Source organism: uncultured Bacteroides sp., assembly GCF_905207245.1.
Taxonomy (GTDB): Bacteria; Bacteroidota; Bacteroidia; order Bacteroidales; family Bacteroidaceae; genus Bacteroides.
Genome location: NZ_CAJLKP010000011.1, coordinates 1 through 24,668, shown reverse-complemented (window position 1 = coordinate 24,668; position 24,668 = coordinate 1). Strand labels below are relative to the sequence as shown.

The window sequence follows — 24,668 nt, the reverse complement described above, 5'->3', positions numbered from 1 at the left end:
AATCAAGCATTGCATAATGTAAAAGAACATATTTGTAGATAATATAGTATTAACTTTTTTCAAACCTTTTAAAAGATGGTTTGTTTATAAAACATTTTAATCATGGCTAAATATTGCAAAATCACCAATATAAGGTGTATACATAAAAATATTTATTCTTTATTTTTAATAGGATTTATTACTCTATTTCTATCAGGATGCGAAAAATCCAATCCACAAGCTCATGGACTAAAAGATATTTCTCAATTCCCTTTTGGAATGGCTGTTAAGCCTCAGTCCATTTATACAAACGCGCAATATCGCAACATCATTAAACTTGAATGCAACAGAATAACTCCAGAGAATTCCCTAAAGATGAAACCTATATATAAAGAGAAAGGGGTATATAATTGGAACGAAGCAGACTCCATTATTGATTTCGCCATAAAAAACAAACTAGATATCCATGGGCATGTTCTGATATGGTCAAAATCCGTTCCGGAATGGATGAAAGAGTATCAAACCGATAGGGAAGGATGGAAAAACATAATGAAAGAGTATATATATAAAGTTGTGGGTAGATGGAAAGGCAAAATAAAATCATGGGACGTCGTAAATGAAGCATTTAATGATAATGGGGAAATAATAACTACGGATTTTTGGTATCAAAAAATAGGACCGGATTTCATAGATTTAGCTTTCCAATATGCACATAATGCAGACCCTAACGCCTTATTGTTTTACAATGATTATGGACATGAATATAGCTCTAAAAGACGTAGCGGCATTAACAATATGATTTTTGACATGCTCGAAAGGGGAGTACCAATCCATGGCATTGGATTACAAACGCACACTAGTTTGAACAGAAAATCCGGGGAATTAAAAAACGCCATTGAAACAGCTGCTAAAACCGGACTTAAAGTACATATTTCCGAGTTAGATGTTTCAATGAATAATACTATTAGAAACCCTAATATGATTTTTACTGATTCTCTACAAATCCAGCAAATGAAAAAATATCAGGAAATCACCCTTGCCATGAAAAACATTCCAGCCAAACAACAATTTGGAATTACAACATGGGGAGTATATGATGCGGATTCTTGGTTATTATCTCAATGGTCACCGGAATGGCCGCTATTGTTCGACAGTCTTTATAGCAAGAAAAAAGCATATTATGGGATAATAGAAGTATTAAAAGGAAATTGATATAACCATAGAAAACATTTTAGAAATGAACTGGTTATACGCTTTGAAATAATAGTCTATTTAGAAGTTGTTTAAATTTTGTTTTGTATCATTTTGAGCGTTCTTAAAAAAATGTTTTTTTGCTTTTATGAGGTGTATAGTAAAGCTTAAAAAAATAACTTGGTATGAATGGGAGTTTTATTTTTCCCAGTTGAAGAAACATTTTTTCCCAGTTGGAGAAAAACAATTCAGTAATTAGGATACTAAGTATTGGTGTATAAATGGGAATTTAGCGAAGCGGAGCTTCGCAAATCATGCACCAAGTTATTTTTTAAGCGTTACATAGTAGACTGTATGACAATGAAAAAGGGAAAACATTTTCAAAAGAGGCTTAAAAACTAAACAAAAACTTTTTAAACAAAAACAAGACAGTTTCTAATTAAATACATTAATATATTTTAAATTTAAATCATATGAATTTTATTATTACAATGATTACATGGGGTATGTCTCTTATGTCGTCATCATATACTAACAATACAGAACCGATAGAAACCGTCATATATAGGGGACTTGACAGGTCTGTCAGTCAAACTATTCAGATGGCAAAAAAGTTAGAGAACGAAGTAGATAAATTACCAAGAACTATAGAGAATGGTAAGCTAAAAACGATCAACTGTTTTTGCTGGTGTAGTGGATTTTTTCCTGGTGAACTATGGTATTTATGTGAATATACACGAAATCCGCAAATAAAAAAATACGCAAAGCTGTATACTGCCCGTTTAGAAAAAGTTCAGTATGTTACCGGACACCATGATGTTGGCTTTATGCTATACTGTAGCTATGGAAATGGTTTTCGTTTGACTGCCAATAAAAAATATAAAAAAATCTTAGAACAAGGAGCCCGCTCTTTAAGTACTAGATATAATCCAACGATAAAAGCCATTCGTTCTTGGGATTTCGGTTCATGGCAGTTTCCTGTTATCATAGACAATATGATGAATTTAGAACTTCTAACTTGGGCAGGCAAAGAAACAGGTGATAAGACTTTCTATAATATTGCCACAGATCATGCAAACACGACTATGAATAATCATTTTAGAGAAGATTATAGCTCATATCATGTGGTATCTTATGATACAATAACTGGACTAGCAGAAAGGAAACAAACTTTTCAAGGTTCTGCTGATGAATCTGCATGGGCCAGAGGACAGGCATGGGCTTTATATGGATATACAATGATGGCTCGTGAAACAGGAGACAAATCGTACCTTGAACAAGCAAAAAAAGTAGCTTCATTTGTAATGGACCATCCCAATATGCCAGTAGACAAAGTCCCTTATTGGGATTTTGATGCACCGGAAATTCCTAACACTCCACGAGATGCTTCATCTGCAGCGATTATGGCCTCTGCTTTAATTGAACTAAGCCAAATTGACAAATCTGCAGATTCAGACAAATACTTGTCTTATGCAAAAGAACAAATACGCTCTCTTACTTCTCCTAATTATTTGGCAGAAGAAGGGACAAACTGCAATTTTATTTTAAAACATTCTACTGGACATTTTAGAGGTAATAGTGAAATAGATGTACCTATATGCTATGCAGACTATTATTATATAGAGGCTTTGATGAGATTATACAAATTACTCGGTTTGAACAATGAGGACAAATGAGAGGTCATCTAGCTAAGATAATAAATCCTCAATGACTTTATCACCTATAAAATTTCTTAGTCAATAAATAGAACTGTTTTACTTAGAATTCAAATAAAAACATAGATTTATTAACCATAATGAGATTGTTATAGGTAAGTAATTTTACAATTAAATTACATAAATGTATGATGTTACGTTACTTGTTTTTTTTATTTACTCCTATGCTACTTATAGGATGCCACTATGAAAGAGCATTTGTTTTTCCCAATACAGGAATTGAAATATCTAAAGTAGAGTCGTCATTTCATGTAGACTATTCTATGATTGAAAAGAATGGTAATCTATATATTGTCTTTTATAATTCTCTTCATCAAATGACATTAGCTACTGTTGATTTAAAAACAGGGAAATGTGAGTATGAAATATTGCCGTCTGATATAGAATGGGATAGCCATAATTATGTCACTATGGCTTTTGACAAAGAAGGATACCTTCATGTGGCAGGTAATATGCATGCAGTACCTTTAGTGTATTTTCGTTCTTCAGAACCATACACAATACATGGAATGAAAAAAATTAGTCACATGACAGGGATTGATGAAAATAAAGTTACTTATCCAATTTTTATGGAGTCACCCGATGGTGAACTTATTTTCCATTATCGTTCTGGTGGAAGTGGCAATGGTTTTGAAATTTACAATATATATAATATAAAAGAACAAAAGTGGAGACGGCTATTAGACAAACCGTTAATTGATGGTGTAGGAAAAAGAAATGCTTATATGCAGGGGCCTATTTTGGGAACAGACGGCTATTATCATTTAATTTGGGTATGGAGAGACACACCTGATTGCTCTACGAATCATACTTTATCATATGCAAGAAGCAAAGATTTAATACAGTGGGAAAGTATATCTGGCAAAAAAACGGATTTGCCAATAACCTTTGACAAAATAGATTTCTATGTTGACCCAACTCCTGTTAAGGGAGGCTTATTTAATCCTGGTATTAAACTAGGTTTTGATTCTAATGGTTATCCTATAATCGGTTACCACAAATATGATGAACATGGATATAACCAATTATTTATGGCACGTTATGAAAAAGATGGTTGGTATAGAAAGCAGTTAACCAACTGGGAGTATAGATGGCAGTTCGAAGGTTCCGGATCTATGAAAATAGAATTGGATATATTTACTCCAAAGGTTATAGGAGAAGGTAAAATGTTTTTTGGATATAAGCATGTCAAAGAAGGTAGTGGAGAAATTATTTTTCAAGAAAGAACATTTGAAATAATTGGCAAAAGAGAGATTTCATCTGTTTATCCTGAAAAATACGATCAAGTTGAATCATCTTATCCCGGTATGCAGTCCCATGTTATTGTTGTTGGCGACTACTTATTGCGTTGGGAGGCCTTACCGGCAAATAGGGACCAGAAAATTCAAGGTCCTCTCCCTGCTCCAAGCAGATTAATGCTTTATAAATGGAAATAATTATTTTAAGTATTTTCTATACGGTAAGTTATTTATAGGTAAAATCAATTTATTACTGATGCATTACTATAGCATCTGTAAATAAATATAAAATCAGAAATCCATGAAAAGAAAAGCTTTCAAAATGTTTTTAAAACCAGGCTTTGAAAAAGAATATGAAAAAAGACATGCTGAAATATGGCCTGAACTTAAACAAAAACTTTCGGAAAATGGTATATATGACTATGCTATATACTGGGATAAAGAGACAAATATATTATTTGCTTGCCAAAAAGTCAATGACGAAGAAGTATCACAAGAAATGGATGATACCTCTATTATAAAAAAATGGTGGAATTATATGGCTGATATTATGGAAGTAAACCCAGATCAATCTCCTATTGTAATCCCTTTAAATGAAGTGTTTTATATGGAATAAATGTATATGATGAAATTTACAAGAATGAAAGCATTTGTAAAATGTTGATATAGTAATGCTTTAAATAAAAGTGATTAACTATTGATTTACTAACTAATGTATAACCTTTAATTTTTATATTTTTATGAGACCAGCAATTATGTTTATATTTTTATCTGTTTTTACTATAAACAGTTACGCACAAAATCCAGTATTGCCACCAACTGCATTTGTACCAGATGGTGAGCCGGATGTTTTTGAATACAAAAATGAAAAAAGACTATTTATATATGGATCAAGAGATGAAAGAATTACTGGATATTGTGGTTATGGTCATGATGCATGGTCTGCTCCAATAAATGATTTAACTCAATGGACAAACCATGGAGAAATATTCAATGTGAAGCAAGTACAAGAGATAGGATACGGTAAAGTAAGAGAACAACATTTTGGTGCACCTGATTGTGTTTATAATCCTGTATCAAAAAAATATTATTTATATACTTTTTTAGGAGTTCCGTATAAGCTTGATGGCATTGAAGGTCCGGATATTAATAATGAAAATACAGTGAAAGGCTATTTTGATTTAGGTCCCAAATGCATAGTTGCAGTTAGTGACAGTCCTGCTGGTCCGTTTGTTAATCCGGTTATGTGTGATTGGCCAGCTATCAATAACTGTGGAACTTTCGATCCTTCCGTTTTAGTCATGCCACAAGAAGATGAAGGTGTAAGGGTGTTTGCATTCTGGGGAATGAAAAGAGGGGACTGTTGGGCTGAATTAGATCCTAACGACATGCATACTATTATTAACGGAAAAACAAGAAAACCTGATAGAAATGCATGGTATAGAACACTTAATAATCCATCACAAAATGAATACAAAACTTTATTTGAAGCTTCATCAATTAAACAAGTCGCTAAAGATAAATTCGTTTTCATTTGCTCTACCAATGAATTCATCCCAGCTTTATCTTATTTCTATAGTAATTCGCCGGAAGGCCCATGGCAATATGGAGGAATAATCATAGAGAACAGAACAGGTTGGAATGGCGGAAATAATCATGGAAGTATAGTAAAAATAGGAGATCAATGGTATGTAGTATATCATAGAAACACATGCAACGATTATAATCGCCAAGCCATGATTGAGCCTATAGAATTAAAAATAGAAGGAGATAAGGTTATTATTCCAAAAGTGGAAATGACATCTCAAGGGATATTTACTGAAGGCTTAAATCCTTTTAAAAAATATTATGCAGGAACGATTGCATATTTAACAAAAGGTGTATATATAGCCGGAGACAGGAGGGAGAAAGACGGATTAAACCCTGTTGTCATAGCAGGTAAGAATCCAATGATAGGATGGAAATACTTCAATTTTAACAACACGAAAGAAAAAATGAGTCTAATGCTTAATATGAAAGTAAATAAGACAGATTGTTTAATGAAGTTATATATATCTAAACCGAATGATTTTGACAAAAAAGACAAGCATATATTAATCAATAAAACCAATGTAGGAAAACTCATTCCACAAGATAACAGTTTTCATGATGTAAGTATATCCATAAAGAAGTTAGGAAAACTAAATTTAAAAGGGAAAATGGCATTAATTGCTACATTCGAATATGACAATAACGAAACATTATGTGAAATTAGAGAAATAGAATTTGTAAAAGGACAATAAAGAATTTTATGAGAATCAATAGATGTAAACATTACTGTCCCATTAAAATCTAAAAGAGTCTTTGATATAATTGAACTTTAGTTAGTTATAGAGTTTTTTGAGCGATTAGGCTTTGATGAGCCAAGTTTATTTGATTTTTAATAACGTCCCAATTTCCATGGGACACTAATAAAAAGAAATGTACAATGAATAGACTGGAATTTTTGAAATGTTCACTTTTGTCGTTACTTAGTCCTAGTGTGTTGTTTGCTGATGAGATGGCTAAAAAGAGTGCTCAGATGGTAAACTCTGAAAATAAGAATGCACCGTTGATGTTAGGTGGAAAGTCTCATTACTGGAATAAGAACACAAGGCTTACAATAGCTATGTGGGATTTTTCATGGCTTACCGACCAAGGACAAGGAGGTAAGTATGAAAATATTGAGAGACGAGTGGCGGAAGCTGCTGCTCGGGGATATAACACGTTACGAATAGATTGTTTTCCTTCGCGATTATTACAAAAAACGACCTCTTTTTCTAAAGGATATAATCCGGGAGAGGCTCTGACTATTCCTTGTTGGGGACAAGTTACTACCAGTTTTAGTTGTAATGCTTTACGAAAATTGAAACAACTAGCTGATGCTTGTCGAAAACATAATATCTGGTTAGGTCTTGATTCTTGGGAAAAGGGACACATGATGGGACATAAATCTGCATTGGTTTTAGATAATGAACGAAGTGTGATACCAGAGGCTCAAGAAGAAAAAGCTTTGCGCGATTTTGGTCATACTTGGGTAAAAGCCATTCGGTTAATGAGAGAGGGGGGGATTTTGGAGCGGGCAGTATGGATTGCCCCGATGAATGAAGTTCCTCACTTTGCATCACGTAGTTTGGAGTCAATTCGGAAAATAAGTGCACACAATCAAAATGAAGGAAATGTGAAGTTCGACAAAAACCGACTAACCAATGAACGGTATAAGCAAATAAACCTTTGGATGGCTGAAGAAATAAAAGATGAGATATCAAAAGAAGATATTCCTTTATCTTATTCATCTTTAGGAGCGGAAGGATTTAATGAGCGTTTGCCTGAAATCTATGATGTAGTCGATGTTCATTTTATGCCCAATTGCATATATAGTAGAGAAGAAACGGAGCAGTTTGAGGCATTAGGTAAGGGTGTTTCAAGGAGCATGAATTTTCAGCGTTATGAGAAAGTAGATTTGAGACGTTACTCTGAGTTGTGGGATCAGGCTTGTAAAAGACATTATGCAGAAATGTTATTGCGTACTCGAAATTATATGAAAAGTATATTAGAAAGAACTCTTTTCCCTAGTGGAAAGCGAATGCAAGCGGTTATTACAGAGGCTTTTGGACCTTGTTTTTGGCCAGATCATCGGGATGTAAATTGGGAATGGTATAAACATTATAACGGAGACTCTGCACGAATAGCTGCATCGATGCCTTTTGAAGGCGTTTCACTCTCTAATTATGGAGAACCTATTTTTACCTTATGGGAAGATGAAGATTGGCATCGTAATGCAAATTTGTTTACCTTGAATGTGTTGGAATGATCGGAATAAGAAAAATGGTGTAGAAAAATGAATAAATTAATACTACTGTGGTTTGTTAGTTTACTATTTTCATGTTCGCAGAAACAGGAAAAATGGAGTGAAGTAGCTTCTGGGGTATGGAAGGTTTCTGCCGGCTGCCCAGAAAAGATGAATTTGTTGAGCGAACTTGAGCTTTCTCCCAACAAAAAAGCCATTGATGAAATTGAAAAGGCAGAATTGCCGATATTAAAGGGAGACATAAGTATAGAGATTGTAGATAATAAAACCTACATTCGGTTACCTTTAGAGAAGGATGAAAAAATATATGGACTTGGATTAAATTTTAAGACTGTTGAGCAAAGAGGACGTATACTAAATTTGCATGTTGATCATTATGGAGGTGCTGATAATGGCAGAAATCATGCTCCTGTTCCTTTTTTGGTGTCTTCCAGAGGATATGGTTTGTTTATTAATTCTGCCAGATATATTGACTGTTGGATAGGTACTGCGGTTCGTAAGGATAGCAAGAACCCACCAATCGTTTACGATAGAAATACAGACAGGGAATGGACCGCTCGACCTTATTCTGACAATATAGAGTTTCTTGTTCCGGGAAAAGGTGTAGAAATCTTTGTCTTCTCAGGTAAAAGTATGCTGGACGTAGTACGTAGGTTTAATCTTATGAATGGCGGTGGTGTCATACCGCCTAAATGGGCGCTTGGCTTTTGGCATAGGGTTCCTAGATTATACAATTCAAAGCAGGCTCTAGCAGAAATTGATCAGTTTAATGAGCATGGATTTCCTTTGGCAGTTATAGGTCTTGAGCCTGGATGGATGAGCGCGTCTTATCCATGCACCTATGAATGGGATTCCGCCAGGTTTCCAAATCCGGAGGAATTCATAGATTCTTTAAATAAAAAGCACATCAAGGTCAATTTGTGGATGAATCCTTATATTTCTCCTAAAGGTAGTCTTTATGACAATATATATCCATATAGTGCTTCGCATACCGTATGGTGTGGAATAGTACCTGATTATACTATGACTGAGGTTAAAGAGAATATATCATCACATTTCCAGAAATATCTGTTAGAAAAGGGGGTAAGTGGCTTTAAAATGGACGAAAACGACGGATACGATTCTTGGTTGTGGCCAGATGTAGCAAAATTCCCTTCAGGTAATTCTGCAGAACAGCTAAGGCAGACTTATGGCTTACTAATGCAGAAAACAATAACAGATCTTTATCGAAAAAATAATATAAGAACATTCGGACTGGTTCGCGCTAGCAACGGAGGTGGAAGTTCTTTCCCTTTTGTCCTTTATAATGATTATTATGGTCATCGTGAGTTCATAACAGCACTTATTAACAGCTCATTTATAGGCGTCCTATGGACGCCTGAAGTAAGAGCTTCAAAAACAGCAGATGAGTGGTTACGCAGAATGCAGACCGTTTGTTTCTCTCCTTTGGCAATGTTGAATGCTTGGGCTCACGGAACAAAGCCTTGGTCGTTCCCCGAAGTCACTGAAGATATCAAAGAAATAGTTAAGTTAAGGATGCGTTTGCTGCCATATTTATATACTGCATTCGCCGATTATGCATTCATGGGAGTCCCCCCTATGCGTGCAATGAATTTGGAAGAAGGTTTTATGTATGAGTTGTCTCAGAAAGAAGGCGTTTTTGATGGTACAGACAATCCCTACGCCATGAGTACACGCATGGAGATTAAAGATCAGTTTATGTTTGGCCCCAACATACTCGTTGCGCCCTTGTTTGCTGGCGAAACATCCCGTAAGGTTACATTACCGCAAGGAAAATGGTATGACTTTTATACAGGGAATTATGTGGGAGAAGGCGAGATTATCGAGGTTAATCCTGGCAAAAAGATACCTATATATGTAAAAGATGGAGGCATTGTCCCTATGATTCCTGCTGTTACTGTGGCAAATGACAGGAGAATGCCTTTGGAGATCCGTCATTATGGTGAAAAGGCAGGACATTATAGCCTGTATGATGATGATGGAGAGACTTTCGATTATGAGAATGGCGAATTTACACGTATTGATATAGATGTTAAAGTACAGAATGGTGAAAAGGCAGGAAAAGTAACCATACCTAAAGGTGCTAAAGTCTGGTCTTATTCTAATTTTGAATTTAAATTTATGTAAGAAGATGCTTAATTTATTAAAAACTTATGAAGAATTGCATTTTATCTATTTTATTGTTCTTATCGGTTTCTTTATATGCCGGAGATTTAAAACTATGGTATGATAAACCTGCTTCAGAATGGACTGAGGCGTTACCTTTGGGAAATTCAAGGCTGGGAGCAATGGTGTATGGTGGTACAGAGGTGGAAGAATTACAATTGAATGAAGAAACATTCTGGGCCGGTTCGCCTTATAGGAATGATAATCCTGATGCGTTGAATGCTTTGCCGGAGGTAAGGAAACTTGTGTTTGAAGGCAAGTATGGTGAGGCTCAGGATTTGGTGAATAAGAATTTTCTAACTCCAAGGAATGGTATGCCATATCAGACTATCGGTAGTCTTATAATTAATTTTCCCGGTCATGAGAATGTGACGGACTATCATCGTGAACTAGATATTGAGAAAGCTATAGCTTCTGTTTCTTATAGAGTTGATGGCGTGGAGTATAAAAGGGAAGTGTTTTCTTCTATTGCAGACAATGTCATTATAATGAGGCTTTCAAGTTCTGATGCCGGCAAATTATCATTTGGCGTGTCTTTCAATTGCCCATTGGAGCATAAGGTTTCTATTAAGAACAACTGCCTTTACTTGAAGGCTAAGGGCAACGACCATGAGGGAGTAATAGGGAAACTTTTTGATGAGACACTGGTTAAGGCTGTGAATGAAGGTGGGAAACTGTCATTCGCCGATAATATACTGAAAGTGGAAAATGCCGACAATGTTATTCTTTATATCTCTTCTGCAACAAACTTTGTCAATTATAAGGATATTGGTGGAAATGCTTATAAGAAAATTCTGTCTTATCTGAAAGCAGCCACAAAGAAAGGTTATGAACAGGCTAAAAAGGATCATATGGAAAAGTACCGGGCTTTGTTTGACAGGGTTAAATTAGATATTTCTTCGAAGGATTATTCTAACGAGCCGACAGATTTAAGGATTAATAGGTTTAATGGCAGGAATGATGCCGGATTGGCTGCCCTGTTGTTCCAATATGGACGTTATTTGCTTATTTCATCATCGTTGCCGGGGGGACAGCCTGCAAATCTTCAAGGAATATGGAATAAGGAAAAAGTAGCTTCTTGGGATAGTAAATATACGGTCAACATAAATCTACAGATGAATTATTGGCCTGCAGAGGTTACAAATCTTAGCGAATGCCACGAGCCTTTGTTTAAAATGTTGCAGGAACTGTCGGAAAGTGGTAGTGAAACTGCCAAGGTAATGTATGGTTGCAATGGCTGGGTGTTGCATCATAACACCGATTTGTGGCGTTCCACTGGTATGGTTGACGGTGCTTTTTGGGGTATGTGGCCAAACGGTGGCGCATGGTTGTGCCAGCATCTTTGGCAACATTATTTATATACTGGTGATTTGTCGTTCCTCGAAAAATATTATGATGTTTTGAAAGGAGCTGCCGATTTCTTTTTGGACTTTTCGGTAAAACATCCTGTTTATGGATGGATGGTTACTTGTCCCTCAAATTCTCCAGAGCATGGTCCTCGGGGGGAGATTATTAAATTGGGGTCAACCATAGCAGGATGTACAATGGACAATCAGATAGTGTTTGAAATATTGTGTAACACACGTAATGCATCTAAACTGTTGAAAAAGGACACGGAATATATTGAAAGGCTTCAAAGTATGATTGATATGCTGGCACCGATGCAGATTGGCAAATATAACCAGCTGCAAGAATGGTTGGAAGATGTGGACAATCCAAACAATAAGCATAGGCATATATCCCATGCTTTCGGATTATATCCAGGTAATCAGATTTCACCGTACAAGCATCCACTATTGTTCCAAGCAGTGAAAAACACTTTGTTGCAAAGAGGCGATGAGGCTACTGGATGGTCTATTGGTTGGAAGATTAATTTGTGGGCTCGTATGCAGAATGGAAATCATGCTTATAAAATCATAAGGAACTTGTTTGGAGGACGTACATATCCTAATTTGTTCGACGTGCATCCGCCTTTCCAGATAGATGGAAATTTCGGATATACGGCCGGGGTGGCAGAAATGCTTGTGCAAAGTTACGATGAAGCTGTGCATCTTCTTCCGGCTCTACCTGATGAATGGAGGAATGGCAATGTTGAAGGTCTGAAGGCGAGAGGTGGTTTTACTGTCGATATGGAATGGAAAGGCGGCGAACTACTTTCAGCCAAAATAAAATCTGCGCTAGGAGGTAATTTAAGAATACGTTCTTTTATTCCCCTGAGGGGTGAAGGTCTTACCCAAGCTGAAGGAAAGAATGAAAACCCATATTATTGCAACGCTGAAATCAAGGAGCCTTTGGTTTCAAAAGAAATAGTGGCGGAATACCCTGTATTATTTAAGGTGTATGAGTATGACCTTGACACAAAAGTGGGAGGTGAATATGTAATAGAGCGAAGATAACTGAATAAATAAAACTGTATTAACGAGGAATAAAATACAAACTTTGCTAACACAGTTTTTCTAGAATAAGATATCGAATGTATTGAGAGTTAAGTGATTTGAATAACTCCTTTAGTGTTTGGGATTGGAGCTTAGTTTTCAATTCTGGTCTGGTGAAGTTGTGTTGGCTGTATAAAACGGGATATTCAGCAAATAATATAAAAACAGCCAACTAATTCATACTTAAAGCATTGCGAATTAGTTGTTTTTTTGTATCTTTAGGTATTCCCCCGAAAATAAGGTTTGACGGTCAAAACGGGGGAAATATTCAAACTAAGATACGGCTAAGATACAAAATATTTCAGAAATCCACCCTACTTTGGGCTTTACAGAATTCGATATTCTGGAAAAATATCGTAAGAGTTTTAATAAGAGTGAACTTGGTGGTCTTCATTCCGTGTTTCCATTCGACAGTACAGCAAAAGAGGTCGGTCTGTCACAGCACCGCCTGGGATGCAGGAATTGTTTCAGTCCTTCAGCAAATGGTACTGAAGACTTACACCGGATTCTCTGACCGTTTACTAATGGAACATCTTAACGGGAACATACACTATCAGCTGTTCTGTGGAATCATGATAACCCCGTCCTGCCCTGTAACCACCTACAAGATAATCAGTGCTATTCGTAATGAGATTTCATCCCGTCTTGACATTGATTCCCTTCAGAACATCCTTGCTTCATACTGGAAACCTTATCTTGAGAACCTTCACGTGTGTATGACCGACACCACATGCTATGAAAGTCATATGCGTTTTCCTACGGACATGAAGCTCCTTTGGGAAAGCATCGAATGGCCCTACCAGCATATCCGCATGCATTTCAGGAAGCTCGGCATAAGGTGTCCGCGTAACAAATACACAGATATTGCGGAATCCTATCTTTCCTATTGTAAGAAAAGAAAGAGAAAGGCTTCAAGGACAAGGATGCTGAAGCGTCGCATGATCAGACTCCTTGAAAAACTCATCATACAAAGAGATGACATTCACAGAGAATACGGATCTTGACTCAAATATACACAGGATTATCAGAAATGACTATCCATAATCAGAAAGATTTTTGTACAGGAAAAGGAAATGTTTGAAGGAAAGAAGGTCAGTGACCGTATTGTCAGTATTGCCCGTCATTATGTACGCCCTATCGTAAGGGGTAAGGAGACAAAACCTATTGAGTTCGGTGCAAAGGTCAACAACATACAGATAGACGGGATCTCGTTCATCGAGCACATCTCTTTCAAGGCATTCAATGAGGGCATACGTCTGAGGGACTGTATCCGCATGCAGCAGAAGCTGATGAATGTGAGGGTAAGATGTGTTGCTGCTGATTCCATATACGCCAATAACGCCAACAGGAAGTTCTGTACAAAATATGGGATATCAACATCTTTTGTGCGCAAGGGAAGGACAGCAAAGGACGAGGCAGTGAGGAAAGTTCTCAGAAGTGAACTGTCAAGGGAAAGAGCCACCAGGCTTGAAGGTAGTTTCGGTACGCAGAAACAGCATTACTCGCTATCAAGAATCAAGGCACGGAACAGGAAAACGGAATTCCTGTGGATTTTCTTCGGAATACACACGGCAAACGCCATATTGATGATTGATAAAATCAAAAACAGACAGAGTAAAGCCGCATAGTACATGATTATAAAGAACCTATCTGAAGAAGTTGTCAGGCTTCTTCCGGAACATCATGCCCAAACGGATAAAATTTTAGAGAGGAGATAGAAAAATTACAATAAAAATGGCATATGAGACGATGTTAGGCGGTCATCTTCATATGCCATATTACTTTTTAAAGACATTTACTGAATGTCCCCAATTCATTGCGAGTTAGTTGCCTTTTTTGTATCTTTAAGTATTCCCCCAAAAAACGGTTTGAGGGCCAAAACGGGGGTAATCTAAGAAAGAGGGACATTTACTGAATATCCCATTTTAAGCCATACCTTTTTAATAATATACTCACCTGTGATGCTCTGAACCGATATTCCCTGGAAGTCATAAATCCTTCATTATTCAAAATCCTAGCCATCTCTTACAGACTTTTCTCCTCTCTCACCACAACTCAGGGGAGTCAGAGATACAGCCTTCTTTATTTTCAGGCTGTGCAAATTATTCGCCTGAAATTTAACTATTGGAGAAGAGGATTTTTAACGCATACACCGGCAATTTCGGGTGACCCAATATTCCTCTCTTGCTTTAAACACCTTCACCCCGAACGAACTATTTCCGTAATTGAACTATCCATAATTGTGATTAAACGAAATTTAATCATTCCCCATACAGGTACAAAAAAAGCCCCTTCTCACGAAGCGACTCTCTTCTGCACTCTCCCGTGAAACATATGAACCTCGGCATACTTTAGCAAATTTACCTCAAACAGTCCATATAGATACAGGAGCGCAATAACTTTAAGATGAAAAAAAGGGAAGTCTCACGACTTCCACAATTCTTCTAACCTTAAATCTAAATCTCTATGAAAAAAACGTTCGGCAAATATAGGGGTTTATCATATATCAAGATATTAATAAAAGATATAAAGAAATGAGGAACATTTAAGATTTACTAAATGGGAGCAATAAAGCCTTAGAGAACCGTATCCAACAGGTCGGCGTAGATAGGATTTTGTCGTAACAAATGAGGTACTCCTGTCATAAACAGTTGCTTACGGGCACGGGTAAGAGCTACGTTCAATTTACGGTCAATCCAGACTCCCCCTTCTTCCGTAAGATTGGCAAGGAATTTTAGTTGATAACTACGGTTCACACAGAAGGAATAAATAATCACATCCCGCTCGCTCCCCTGAAAACGTTCGACAGTATCCACCAAAATATCATCCAAAGCCGGAATACCTAAAGCAGCTATCTCGCTCTTAATAAGAGCTATCTGACTACGATAGGGAGTAATGACACCCAACGTCAAAGCAGGCTGAAAGTCAAAACCTGCAGCCTCGTATTGCCGATAGACAGCGATAGCTAACCGAGCTACGAGCTGGGCTTCGAAATGATTCGTCTTTGCCGATTGTGAAGCAGCCTCCGCCACAGAGGGGAGGAAAGCCACGCGACGCACCAGTATATCCGCAAATTCATCGTCTTCCAATCCCGGAGCAAGAGTAAGTTCGCCTTGTTGGTGGGGCAAACCGACAATTTCCAATAGTCCGCCATAAAAAGCACGGTTGGGAAACCGGGCTACTTCCACATTCATGCGCCCCTGGCGACAAAGAATGTCATGGAAGTGATTAGTGGTAAGTGATAGGTGATTAGTAGTACTGGCAACCTTCCGATAGAGGCGTTCAAAAAGGGAATCTTTCAGGTTGTGCAGGCCGATGCTATGCAGACAGTCCTCACAGACTTCGGATTGAGATTCGGATTGGAGCACAACGGCAGGCAGTTGTTTATGGTCACCAATAAGAATAAACTTACCGATAGCATTTTCACCGGCCACATTCCGCGCACAGAGAAGCCCTAACAGTTGCGGTTCCAATATCTGGGTAGCCTCATCCACAATAGCCACATCAAAAGTCTTCAAGCGGAAAAGTTCTGTTTTAGAAGAGAATGTGGAAACAGTGCCGACAAAAACACGACAACGGTCTATCCGCACATGTACTTCACGGCGTGTGGAACAGGGTTCCAGCACATTCTCTATCAAATGGGAACGGAAAGGAGTATCACAGGACAGTTCACTTCCGATACGAATAAAGTCGATCCCGGGCGTTATGGCAGAGAGGGTTTTACAGATTTCATCTACTGCACGGTTCGTATATGAGAGCAGTAATATTTGTTTTCCTTCCCGATAGAAGGCTTCCACCATGCCTCTCAGGGCACGGGAGGTTTTTCCGGTGCCCGGAGGACCTACCAGAAGGAAATAATCTTTTGCTGCCTGGGCTTTCAGGGTGATACGTGAGAAATCATCCGGAGCAGCCGCAATTCGGGCATCGAAAGAGGCATTAAACTCAGGTTCACGCTGAAATAACAATAAATCCCTACGATTCTTGTTTGCAGAGAGAAAAGCGGAAAGCCCCAGATACATACTGCGGAAAGAAGTATCCATAAAATCGTGCTCTATGGCATAACGGCTGTCAAGAGGAAGCACGGAAGTATTTTGTTGCGAAGCACGAAGGCGGATACGAATGTCCCGGTCGGTGATTCGCTCTATATTTCCTTTGAACACCATTTTATTGGTTACATTGTCCGCATCGTTGTTGCGCTGATACAGGACGATGGCATCACCCTCGCGGAAATTCGGCAGGGCTTGCGGGGAGCAGGCAAATGATGATTCGCTCCTGCAAGTTCCGTGTTCGGCATCATGATTCGTCCGTGCCAATATAAGATATGCTTTATGCAAATCTGCGGCATGGTTTTCTTTGATTGTCAGGTCATATAATATCTCTCCCGATTCACATTTCTCTTCGAGCGTAGAAAGCCACAAGGCAGCAGCACCTGCACGCCCCTCATAGTCAATATCTCCCGATTTGGAGGTATACAGTTCTTTTGTGATAAAGTTATACAGCGTATAAAAATAGCACTGTTCCAGCGGAGTAAGTGTCCGAATGCGTTGCGCCACGGCATCGATAGACGGATAAAGGAAACGCTTCCACAGCGTATTGTCCAAATGGCGTTCATTTAGTGTATCCGGATTAATATCTTTCAACCGCTCCGCCGTGTAATGCGGACTGTTACGCAATTGCATGCCATATTCATTCGCCACAATCCGATTACGTACATCCATCACGCGCCGCACCATCGCCCACGACGGGCGGGCAGGATACAATAACGGATAGCGTGTATATAGCAGATATGCCTTTACCTTGCGGTGGTCCATTCCCATGGAATATTCCAGCACCGCCTGATAGAGCAGCATCTGCACTTTATTATTTTCTTTCGGTTCCACTTTGCCCCGGATGGAATATTCGTCCGCTTTACCCGACTTCATTTCTATGAAAGAAGACATGTCGCGCTGCATATAGTCCAAACGCCCTTGCAGGCCCAGTGCTTCGCAAATATACGTAGGTTCCAGCACCGCATCGGTCTTGTCCAGTTCATAGCCGGGAGCACGGAATGTCTCCGTTACTGTCTGCCTGATATGGTCAAAGTGCCGCTTACAATCGGCAAAAAATTCCTTTTCTTTCTCCCTGTCCAGCAAATCGGCACAAGCAGCCAGCTCGATGGAATAAGTACGGAAGGCTTTTTTCATGCAAGTCAGATAGTCCGGTTCCTCTTTGGCATAAATCCATTCGTCCAGAAAAAGATTGGCAATGTTACCAAGTAAGAGAGGACGCGTATTGTCAGGAGTCTGCAAACGTGCCAGCAGATAATTGGCAGGATGGTGCCCATAGTCTTTGAAGCACTCTGCAAGTGAACTGATATCCAGCAGATAATCAGGTTCGAGAATAATGAAGGAAGGCGTCAGTATGCCCGCCTCGTCCACAGCCACATCGAGCAGGTTGACCTGTGCATGGCGCCATAGCAGTTGGCAGGTTTCGGCAAACTCCTCATTCACCTGCGGCACATTATAGCGCACGCGCAACGGTTCGTCGGCAACGGTATCTACGGGAGATACATATAAATAGGTGTCGTCAGCACACTGGAAGCAGACGCGCATCCGGCGTATCCGTTCTTTGGCAGGGGGAGCAACAATATAAGTAGCATCCGCACGGGGAAGCAGGCGATAGAGTGCAACGGGAATATCTTCTCCTGTCAGACGTTTCACAAAGAAAGCCAGCGTCTTGACGTCCCGCAAGAGGTTTTCGCGCAATGGTTCGGCCTGTCGGTTCAGTACGGCATTGGAAGTCAGGCGAAAAGTGTGCAGGCGGTTCTGTTCCACTACGGATAATCCGGCTTTGGAAGCCACAAAACTGATGCGTGCGGAAAGGTCGGTCATTTGCAGACTGCCATCCGGCATTTGTGTGCGACAAAGACGTTCCAGAAACTCACGAAGCTGGCGGTAAGCTGCCGTCAACGGGATGTTTTCGTCCTGACAGACAGTGAGTAAGAAGTGGTAGTCTTCTTTCATTCTTCCTCCTCGACTTCATCAGCCTCGTCCGCGTCGGTCTTCTTGTCCTTAATCATCAGGATACTCAACTCATAAAGCAGATAAAGCGGAACGGAAACCACGGTCAGGGTGAAGGGGTCGCCAGTCGGTGTAATGATGGCTGCGACAATCACAATAATCACTATCGCATGGCGTCGATATTTACGCAGGAAGGATTTATGCACCACTCCCAGGAGCGAGAGCAGCCAGGTCACCAGTGGCAATTCGAAAGCCAGTCCCATGCAAAGCACCAGCATCATGAAATTGTCGATGTAAGAATTAAGGGAAATCTGATTTTCGATAGCCGCACTCAGTTCATAGGTAGAAAGAAAACGCAACGTGAGCGGATAAACCATGAAATAGCCCAGCAATACGCCGAGGAAAAACATCACCGTACCGATACAAAGGGCTTTCTTCACACCGTGACGCTCGTTAGGATAGAGCGCAGGACTGATAAATCGCCAGATTTCAAAGAAAATATAAGGCGTAGCCGTCACCACAGACATCAAAAAAGCGGTGGACATGTGCACAAAGAACGGGGCGGCCAGATTGATATTGATAAGTTTGATATGAAATTCCTGCGTAAAGAATTCATCGTGAAGGTCAAAGACCTTGCCTACGTAACGCAACAGGTCATAGAAGATGAAATCGTTGTGACAGGGTGCCAGTATTACGTTATCAAACAGCCACGGCATTGCAATGAAGTAACCGACAGCCAATACAAACCACACACCAAGTACGCGAAACAGCACACGGCGCAATTCGTCCAAATGGTCCCAAAAGGTTAGTTCTTTATTTGCCATAATTGAGTGATGAGTACAAACTACGGGGCTACGAGCTACAAGTGCTGTTCAGCCTCAATAGCACAGCCACTTGTAGCCCGTAGCTTGTAACTCGTAGCTAATTTATTTGCCTTTCGATGCCGGCTCGTCTATTTCCTCTTTGGTTTTATTGATTTCTTCTTTTGCTTCGTTCACACCGTCCTTGAAGCTCTTCACACCCTTGCCAAGTCCTTTCATCAGTTCGGGAATTTTCTTGCCACCAAACAACAAGAGGATTACCAGAGCGATAATAATCCATTCGGAACCGCTGGGCAGGAAGCCTAATAAAAGTAAGTTTGTCATATCCGTAGTCTTTTTAAAATTTGTTGCAAATATAATAGTTTCACCACAGAATACACGTTTTTGAATGAATTAAAACGAAAACAATGGAGATGAAACCGAAAAACAATGCTATCGTTTACCTAATATCAATCCTGATAATACACTCTTTTCACCCGCGTCGAAATGCTTGTCAACACTTCGTAAGGAATGGTTTCAAGTATATCAGAAAGTACCGTGATGGGTAAGTGGTCACCAAAAATCTCTACCGTATCCCCTTCCTTGCAATCTATATCCGTCACATCAATCATGCAGACATCCATGCAGATATTGCCTACATAAGGTGCACGTTGCCCATTCACCAAACAGTAGGCATGACCGTTGCCAAGATGGCGGTTCAATCCGTCGGCATACCCGATAGGCAATGCAGCAATGCGCGAATCACGAGTCAAGTGTCCCTTGCGGCTATATCCCACTGTATCTTCTCCAGGAACCTCCCGTATTTGCAGGATAGTCGTTTTCAGCGTACTGACATTGTTTTTAATGCTGTTATCAATCGGACTGACACCATACAACCCGATACCCAGACGCACCATATCAAACTGTGCTCCCGGGAAACGTTCGATACCTGCCGAGTTGCAGATGTGCCGAAGTATCTTATGAGGGAATGCTTCCTGCAACTGCATGGATGCCACCTCGAACGTGTCTATCTGTCCACGCGTAAACGCATCGAACTGCGGTGCATCACTGCCTACAAAATGAGAGAACACCGAACGTGCAATTACCGCATTCTGCCCCTTCAGCCGCTCAATGAGCCGCGGCATATCCCCGGCGGCAAAACCCAGGCGATGCATTCCCGTATCCAGTTTGATATGAATAGGAAAATTGGTGATACCTTCTTTTTCAGCTTCCTTAATCAACGCATCCAGCAGATGGAAGCTATATACTTCCGGCTCCAGTTTATAGTCGAACATCGTCTTGAATGCCGTCATCTCCGGATTCATGATGATGATGCTCGCCGTGATGCCCGCCTTTCGTAGTTCAGAACCTTCGTCCGCCACAGCCACAGCCAGATAATCGACATGATGCTCCTGCAATGTCTTGGCAATCTCATACGAACCCGCGCCATAGGCGGAAGCCTTCACCATGCACACCATTTTCGTCTCCGGTCTCAACTGGCTACGATAGTAGTTTAAGTTGGCTATCATAGCTCCAAGGTTCACCTCGAGGATAGTCTCGTGCACCTTCTTTTCCAGTTCTTCCGTTAAAGCATCGAAGCCAAACTGGCGGGCGCCTTTTATCAATATAATTTCATTTTCAAGCCGCAATTCTCCGCGTGAGATGGCATGCAATAGTGCCTCTGTATTAGGATAGAAAGCCTTTTCCATATCAAACCGCGCAGCGCACGAAGATATTTCACTGCCCACACCGATAATACGTTCAATGCCACGGCTACCTGCCAGTTGCGAAACTTTCCGGTAAAGTGTCGGTGCATTCTGCCCCGTCTCCAATATATCCGAGAGGATGAGTGTACGTTTCAGTCCGTTGCTCTGCGAGCGGCGATAAAGGAAGTCGAGCGCAATGTCCAGCGAAGCAAGATCACTGTTATAACTATCATTAATCAGCAAACAACTGTTTTTGCCCTCCTTTACTTCCAGACGCATAGCCACCGGTTCCAGAGTCGTCATACGCTCCGTTATCTTTCCGGCAGGAAGCATCAGATAGAGGCATGCTGCCAGGCAGTTCAGCGAATTTTCGATAGAAGCATCGTCAATGAAAGGCAGCATAAATGTGTTGTCCATATCCAGGTAACGGTAAGAGATGACAGTGCAATCTTCCTTCTTCTCTACCTTACTTATAAACAGAGGACGCTCCATATCCCTCCGGCTCCATGCTATTTCACGGGCGCTGAGCATGGACTTTGCCACACAATTGCTAATGAATTCGTCGTCTCCGTTATAGATAATCACATCGCAGTTCTTGAACAGGGTCAACTTCTCCATGCACTTTTCTTGCAGGGAAAAGAAATTCTCCTGATGGGCACCGCCGATGTTGGTCAGTATGCCGATAGTAGGTTTGATAATATTCTGTAGGGCACGCATCTCTCCCATCTCCGAAATGCCCGCCTCAAAAATAGCGAGTTCGGCCTCTTCGTTCATCTGCCAGACAGACAGAGGTACGCCGATTTGGGAATTATAGCTGCGTGGCGAACGAACAATCACACGTTCGGGGCTAAGCAATTGATGCAACCATTCCTTTACAATAGTCTTTCCGTTGCTACCCGTGATACCGATTACCGGTATCTGGAACTGTTCACGATGTTGCTCGGCCAACTTCTGCAAGGCTTTCAGCGGGTTAGAAACAACTAAGAAGTTGAGAGTTGAAAATTGCCCCAACTCTCCACTCTCCACTTTTTTAAAGGTTTCCTTGCTGACCACAAAGTTGCGGACACCGCGTGAATATAAATCAGGTATGTAACGGGCGCCATCATTGCGCTTGGTAGTTAAAGCAAAGAACAACGTTTCTTCGGGGAAACTCAAGGAACGACTGTCGGTAAGTAACCAGTCTATGGTTGCCGGCGTGTCCCCCACACGTCGTGCACCGATGCGTTCGGCTATTGTTTCAATCGTATATGACATATTTCTTTCTCTTTTTGGAAATCTAAGTACGGGTATTTTTTGTTAAGTCGGTCTATTTTTAACACAATTTGTCCTAAAAAACGCTTATACTCGTCTGATTCCGGATGGAAGGGCTTATGAGATAGCGCTTTATTGATATTTTCACTTTCCTGCATAATCTCTAACGCATCCTCGGAGAGGCAAGTCTGCACAAACTTCTCCCATACGTAGCGCACCGCCTGGGGGGACGGGTGCACCATGTCGTCGGCGTAAAAACGATAGTCGCGCAGTTCATCAAGAAGGAGCTCATAAGCTGGAAAATAGAAGACATGCTCGGGAAAAGCGACCTGTAACTGGTCTATTGCAAGCAGAAGGGTGGCTTTGCTCAACTGGTTGGCATGCATGCCATCGCGCACGTGGCGGATGGGACTGACGGTGAAAATGACTTTCAGCCTCGGGTTCCGTGCCAGCAGACCGGAGAGCAGGGAGGTATAGTCCGATACAATCTCCTGCACGCTGAGTTGGCGGCGGGTGAAGACGGATTCCGGTTGTTTATGGCAGTTTGCCACGATGTGTCCCGTTTGTTCGTACACCCACGATGTGCCGAAAGTCAACAGCAGACACCCCAATTGATGAATGCGTGCATGTGCTGCTTGCAAACGGGTGTTAATACGCTGTAATGCCTCTTCTGCCGAAGGCGAAGAGAAATCTCCGTGATGCATCGGGCTATGCCAGCATTCACGGTAGAAGAACAAGTCCTCTTCTGTATAAATTCTGCCCGTCACCACCTCGCGCAAGGCTACCGAGACGGACAGCGGATTATAGAGAACACCGAAAGGATTGACATCCGGACGGAACTTGGCATCCGCCAACAGCGCACCCATGTTGGTGGCAAAGCAAGAGCCCATCAACAAGAGTTCGTCCGACTGGGTCAGCCGGGGCAACCCGGAAGGTAATTCAACAGGGGTAAGAAAGTCCATAAACAAATCATAAGAGTTGGATGTAGTCTACATCATCATATTTTTCCGGATAGAGAATTTCACGATAGCCATCGCCTGGATAGAAGTGAACGGAATATCCATCGGCTCATGGTGCGGGTTATAGCTCACCAGTTTGATGCAACCTTCCACATCGGAACGGTTTATGTATTTCACCGCCAAGTATTCATCGCCATCAACATTGAATGAAACCAGATACATCTCACCATAAATGAAACTGTTGAAGTTGCTGATTTCCTTGAAACCCACAATGTCTCCCGACTTCAGGATGGGGTACATGCTGTCTCCACTGATATAGAGTGCACCATCACACATAGGGATGCTGGGAATTTGTATCTTTCCTACTATATACTGGTGCTTATTGGCAAGTAATGTACGCAAATTGGCAGCAGCAGTGATGTCATACAACATCACGCTGCGGTCTTTTATCGCATTGGGCGTTTTGGGATTATGTATTATCCCTACCTCACCGGATACCAGTCCACTGTCATAATTTCTTAATTGAAGAGTGGGTTTCCCTTTCCCCAGCAGCAACCAGTTGTAGTCCACGTCTTTCAGTTTATTCAGCAACAACGGAAAGTCGATGCTATTGCGTGCAACCCAGTTGCTAAGTGTGGAACGTGACACACCCAGATAGCCGGCCAGGTCAGCATCGGTTTTAAAGTTCAATACGCGTTTGGCGCGTTTCACAATGTCTGCTACGTTAATTAAGAGGTCTTTTTCTTTTTCCATTTTAAATTCAGTTCTAATGCCTGTTGTTTTCTATACGAAAACCCAATTATATTTGCAGCAACAAAACTAATCAATTTGTTCCTAACCAAGCAAACAAAAGTATGAAAGTTATGAAAAAGAGGAAGTGTTTTTGAAGAAACCCGGATTGATTCAGGTTGTTACAAATCAGTAGGAGGATAATTTATAAAATGTATCTCACGATTGTTCTCTGTGTTTTGCAGGAAATAATCGAATGCAAATGCTCTTCCAAACCCACTGAATAAATTAAAAGCCCCATTTTTTCTGGCTACCGTAAACTTGATAGTCATTTCAAGGGTTTCAGAATGCTTAATCAAGTGTTCCTTTTCCGTATTATAATCTTAAAACTTACATTGGTAAGTTCAACTTCATTTTTAAGAAGTTCCATTGAAGCTACATTGGGAACATTTCCCACACGAATACAGAACCGATAAGGCAGACTCCCGCCCATGGCACGAAGTTTTAATTTCATGGTCACATAAACATGATCCATGTCTTCGATATTTTGCTCATTTACAGTAGCTGCAACATTGTAATTAATAACGTATTAGTTACGAGCTACCGGCTACAAGCTACAAGTAGCTACGCTATGTTCCGAAAGGCACTTG

16 protein-coding genes and 1 pseudogene are annotated in these 24,668 nt (G+C 40.4%); 9 read left to right on the top strand and 8 right to left on the bottom strand.

Translation table 11 applies throughout. The features are described 5' to 3' along the window. Positions 1–102 precede the first annotated feature (102 nt). The 9 genes and pseudogenes from QZ135_RS05510 to QZ135_RS05470 all read left to right on the top strand — a co-directional run bounded on the left by QZ135_RS05510 (position 103) and on the right by QZ135_RS05470 (position 14,202). Positions 103–1,191, top strand: a complete 1,089-nt coding sequence (locus QZ135_RS05510) for an endo-1,4-beta-xylanase (protein WP_294606602.1) — start codon at positions 103–105, stop codon at positions 1,189–1,191. Positions 1,192–1,643: 452 nt separating this feature from the next. Then, the gene (locus tag QZ135_RS05505; protein WP_294606600.1) at positions 1,644–2,846 is read left to right on the top strand and encodes a glycoside hydrolase family 88 protein; all 1,203 of its coding nucleotides are present in this window, start codon (positions 1,644–1,646) and stop codon (positions 2,844–2,846) included. A 167-nt stretch (positions 2,847–3,013) separates the two neighbouring features. Continuing rightward, positions 3,014–4,321 carry a BNR repeat-containing protein gene (locus QZ135_RS05500; RefSeq protein WP_294606598.1) on the top strand — a complete coding sequence of 436 codons (1,308 nt, stop codon included), beginning with the start codon at positions 3,014–3,016 and terminating at the stop codon, positions 4,319–4,321. Positions 4,322–4,424: 103 nt separating this feature from the next. Then, a complete protein-coding gene (gene rhaM, locus QZ135_RS05495; RefSeq protein ID WP_294606596.1) occupies positions 4,425–4,739 on the top strand; it encodes an L-rhamnose mutarotase in 315 nt (104 codons plus the stop codon). 124 nt (positions 4,740–4,863) lie between these two features. Then, a complete protein-coding gene (locus QZ135_RS05490; protein ID WP_294606594.1) occupies positions 4,864–6,405 on the top strand; it encodes a family 43 glycosylhydrolase in 1,542 nt (513 codons plus the stop codon). Between the two features lie 185 nt (positions 6,406–6,590). Next, positions 6,591–7,955: a cellulase-like family protein gene (locus tag QZ135_RS05485; protein ID WP_294606592.1), complete on the top strand. Its 1,365-nt coding sequence runs from the start codon at positions 6,591–6,593 to the stop codon at positions 7,953–7,955. Positions 7,956–7,982: 27 nt separating this feature from the next. Then, positions 7,983–10,100, top strand: a complete 2,118-nt coding sequence (locus QZ135_RS05480; protein WP_294606590.1) for a TIM-barrel domain-containing protein — start codon at positions 7,983–7,985, stop codon at positions 10,098–10,100. Between the two features lie 26 nt (positions 10,101–10,126). Beyond that, complete coding sequence (locus QZ135_RS05475) at positions 10,127–12,535, top strand: glycoside hydrolase family 95 protein (protein ID WP_294606588.1); 2,409 nt, start codon at positions 10,127–10,129, stop codon at positions 12,533–12,535. A 328-nt stretch (positions 12,536–12,863) separates the two neighbouring features. Next, a pseudogene (locus tag QZ135_RS05470) lies at positions 12,864–14,202 on the top strand (transposase). Between the two features lie 948 nt (positions 14,203–15,150). Here the strand turns inward: QZ135_RS05470 and QZ135_RS05465 are convergent. The 8 genes from QZ135_RS05465 to QZ135_RS05435 all read right to left on the bottom strand — a co-directional run bounded on the left by QZ135_RS05465 (position 15,151) and on the right by QZ135_RS05435 (position 24,553). After that, positions 15,151–18,576 (bottom strand): AAA domain-containing protein, encoded by a 3,426-nt coding sequence (locus QZ135_RS05465; RefSeq protein WP_294606586.1) that lies wholly within the window; start codon positions 18,574–18,576, stop codon positions 15,151–15,153. Then, positions 18,573–19,397 (bottom strand): twin-arginine translocase subunit TatC, encoded by an 825-nt coding sequence (tatC, locus tag QZ135_RS05460; RefSeq protein ID WP_294606584.1) that lies wholly within the window; start codon positions 19,395–19,397, stop codon positions 18,573–18,575. Before tatC ends, QZ135_RS05465 begins: the two co-directional genes overlap by 4 nt. A 102-nt stretch (positions 19,398–19,499) precedes the next feature. Further along, positions 19,500–19,718 (bottom strand): twin-arginine translocase TatA/TatE family subunit, encoded by a 219-nt coding sequence (tatA, locus tag QZ135_RS05455; protein ID WP_009131717.1) that lies wholly within the window; start codon positions 19,716–19,718, stop codon positions 19,500–19,502. A gap of 125 nt (positions 19,719–19,843) precedes the next feature. Then, positions 19,844–22,333, bottom strand: a complete 2,490-nt coding sequence (locus tag QZ135_RS05450; RefSeq protein ID WP_294606581.1) for a bifunctional UDP-N-acetylmuramoyl-tripeptide:D-alanyl-D-alanine ligase/alanine racemase — start codon at positions 22,331–22,333, stop codon at positions 19,844–19,846. Beyond that, a complete protein-coding gene (locus tag QZ135_RS05445; protein ID WP_294606579.1) occupies positions 22,309–23,292 on the bottom strand; it encodes a GSCFA domain-containing protein in 984 nt (327 codons plus the stop codon). The genes QZ135_RS05450 and QZ135_RS05445 overlap by 25 nt, the downstream gene beginning before the upstream one ends. Positions 23,293–23,319: 27 nt before the next feature. Then, positions 23,320–24,042, bottom strand: a complete 723-nt coding sequence (locus QZ135_RS05440; protein WP_294606577.1) for a helix-turn-helix domain-containing protein — start codon at positions 24,040–24,042, stop codon at positions 23,320–23,322. 158 nt (positions 24,043–24,200) lie between these two features. Then, positions 24,201–24,350, bottom strand: coding sequence for a hypothetical protein (locus QZ135_RS24890; protein ID WP_365978491.1), 150 nt, complete (start codon positions 24,348–24,350; stop codon positions 24,201–24,203). A 23-nt stretch (positions 24,351–24,373) separates the two neighbouring features. After that, positions 24,374–24,553, bottom strand: a complete 180-nt coding sequence (locus QZ135_RS05435) for a hypothetical protein (protein WP_294606575.1) — start codon at positions 24,551–24,553, stop codon at positions 24,374–24,376. Between the last annotated feature and the right edge of the window lie 115 nt (positions 24,554–24,668).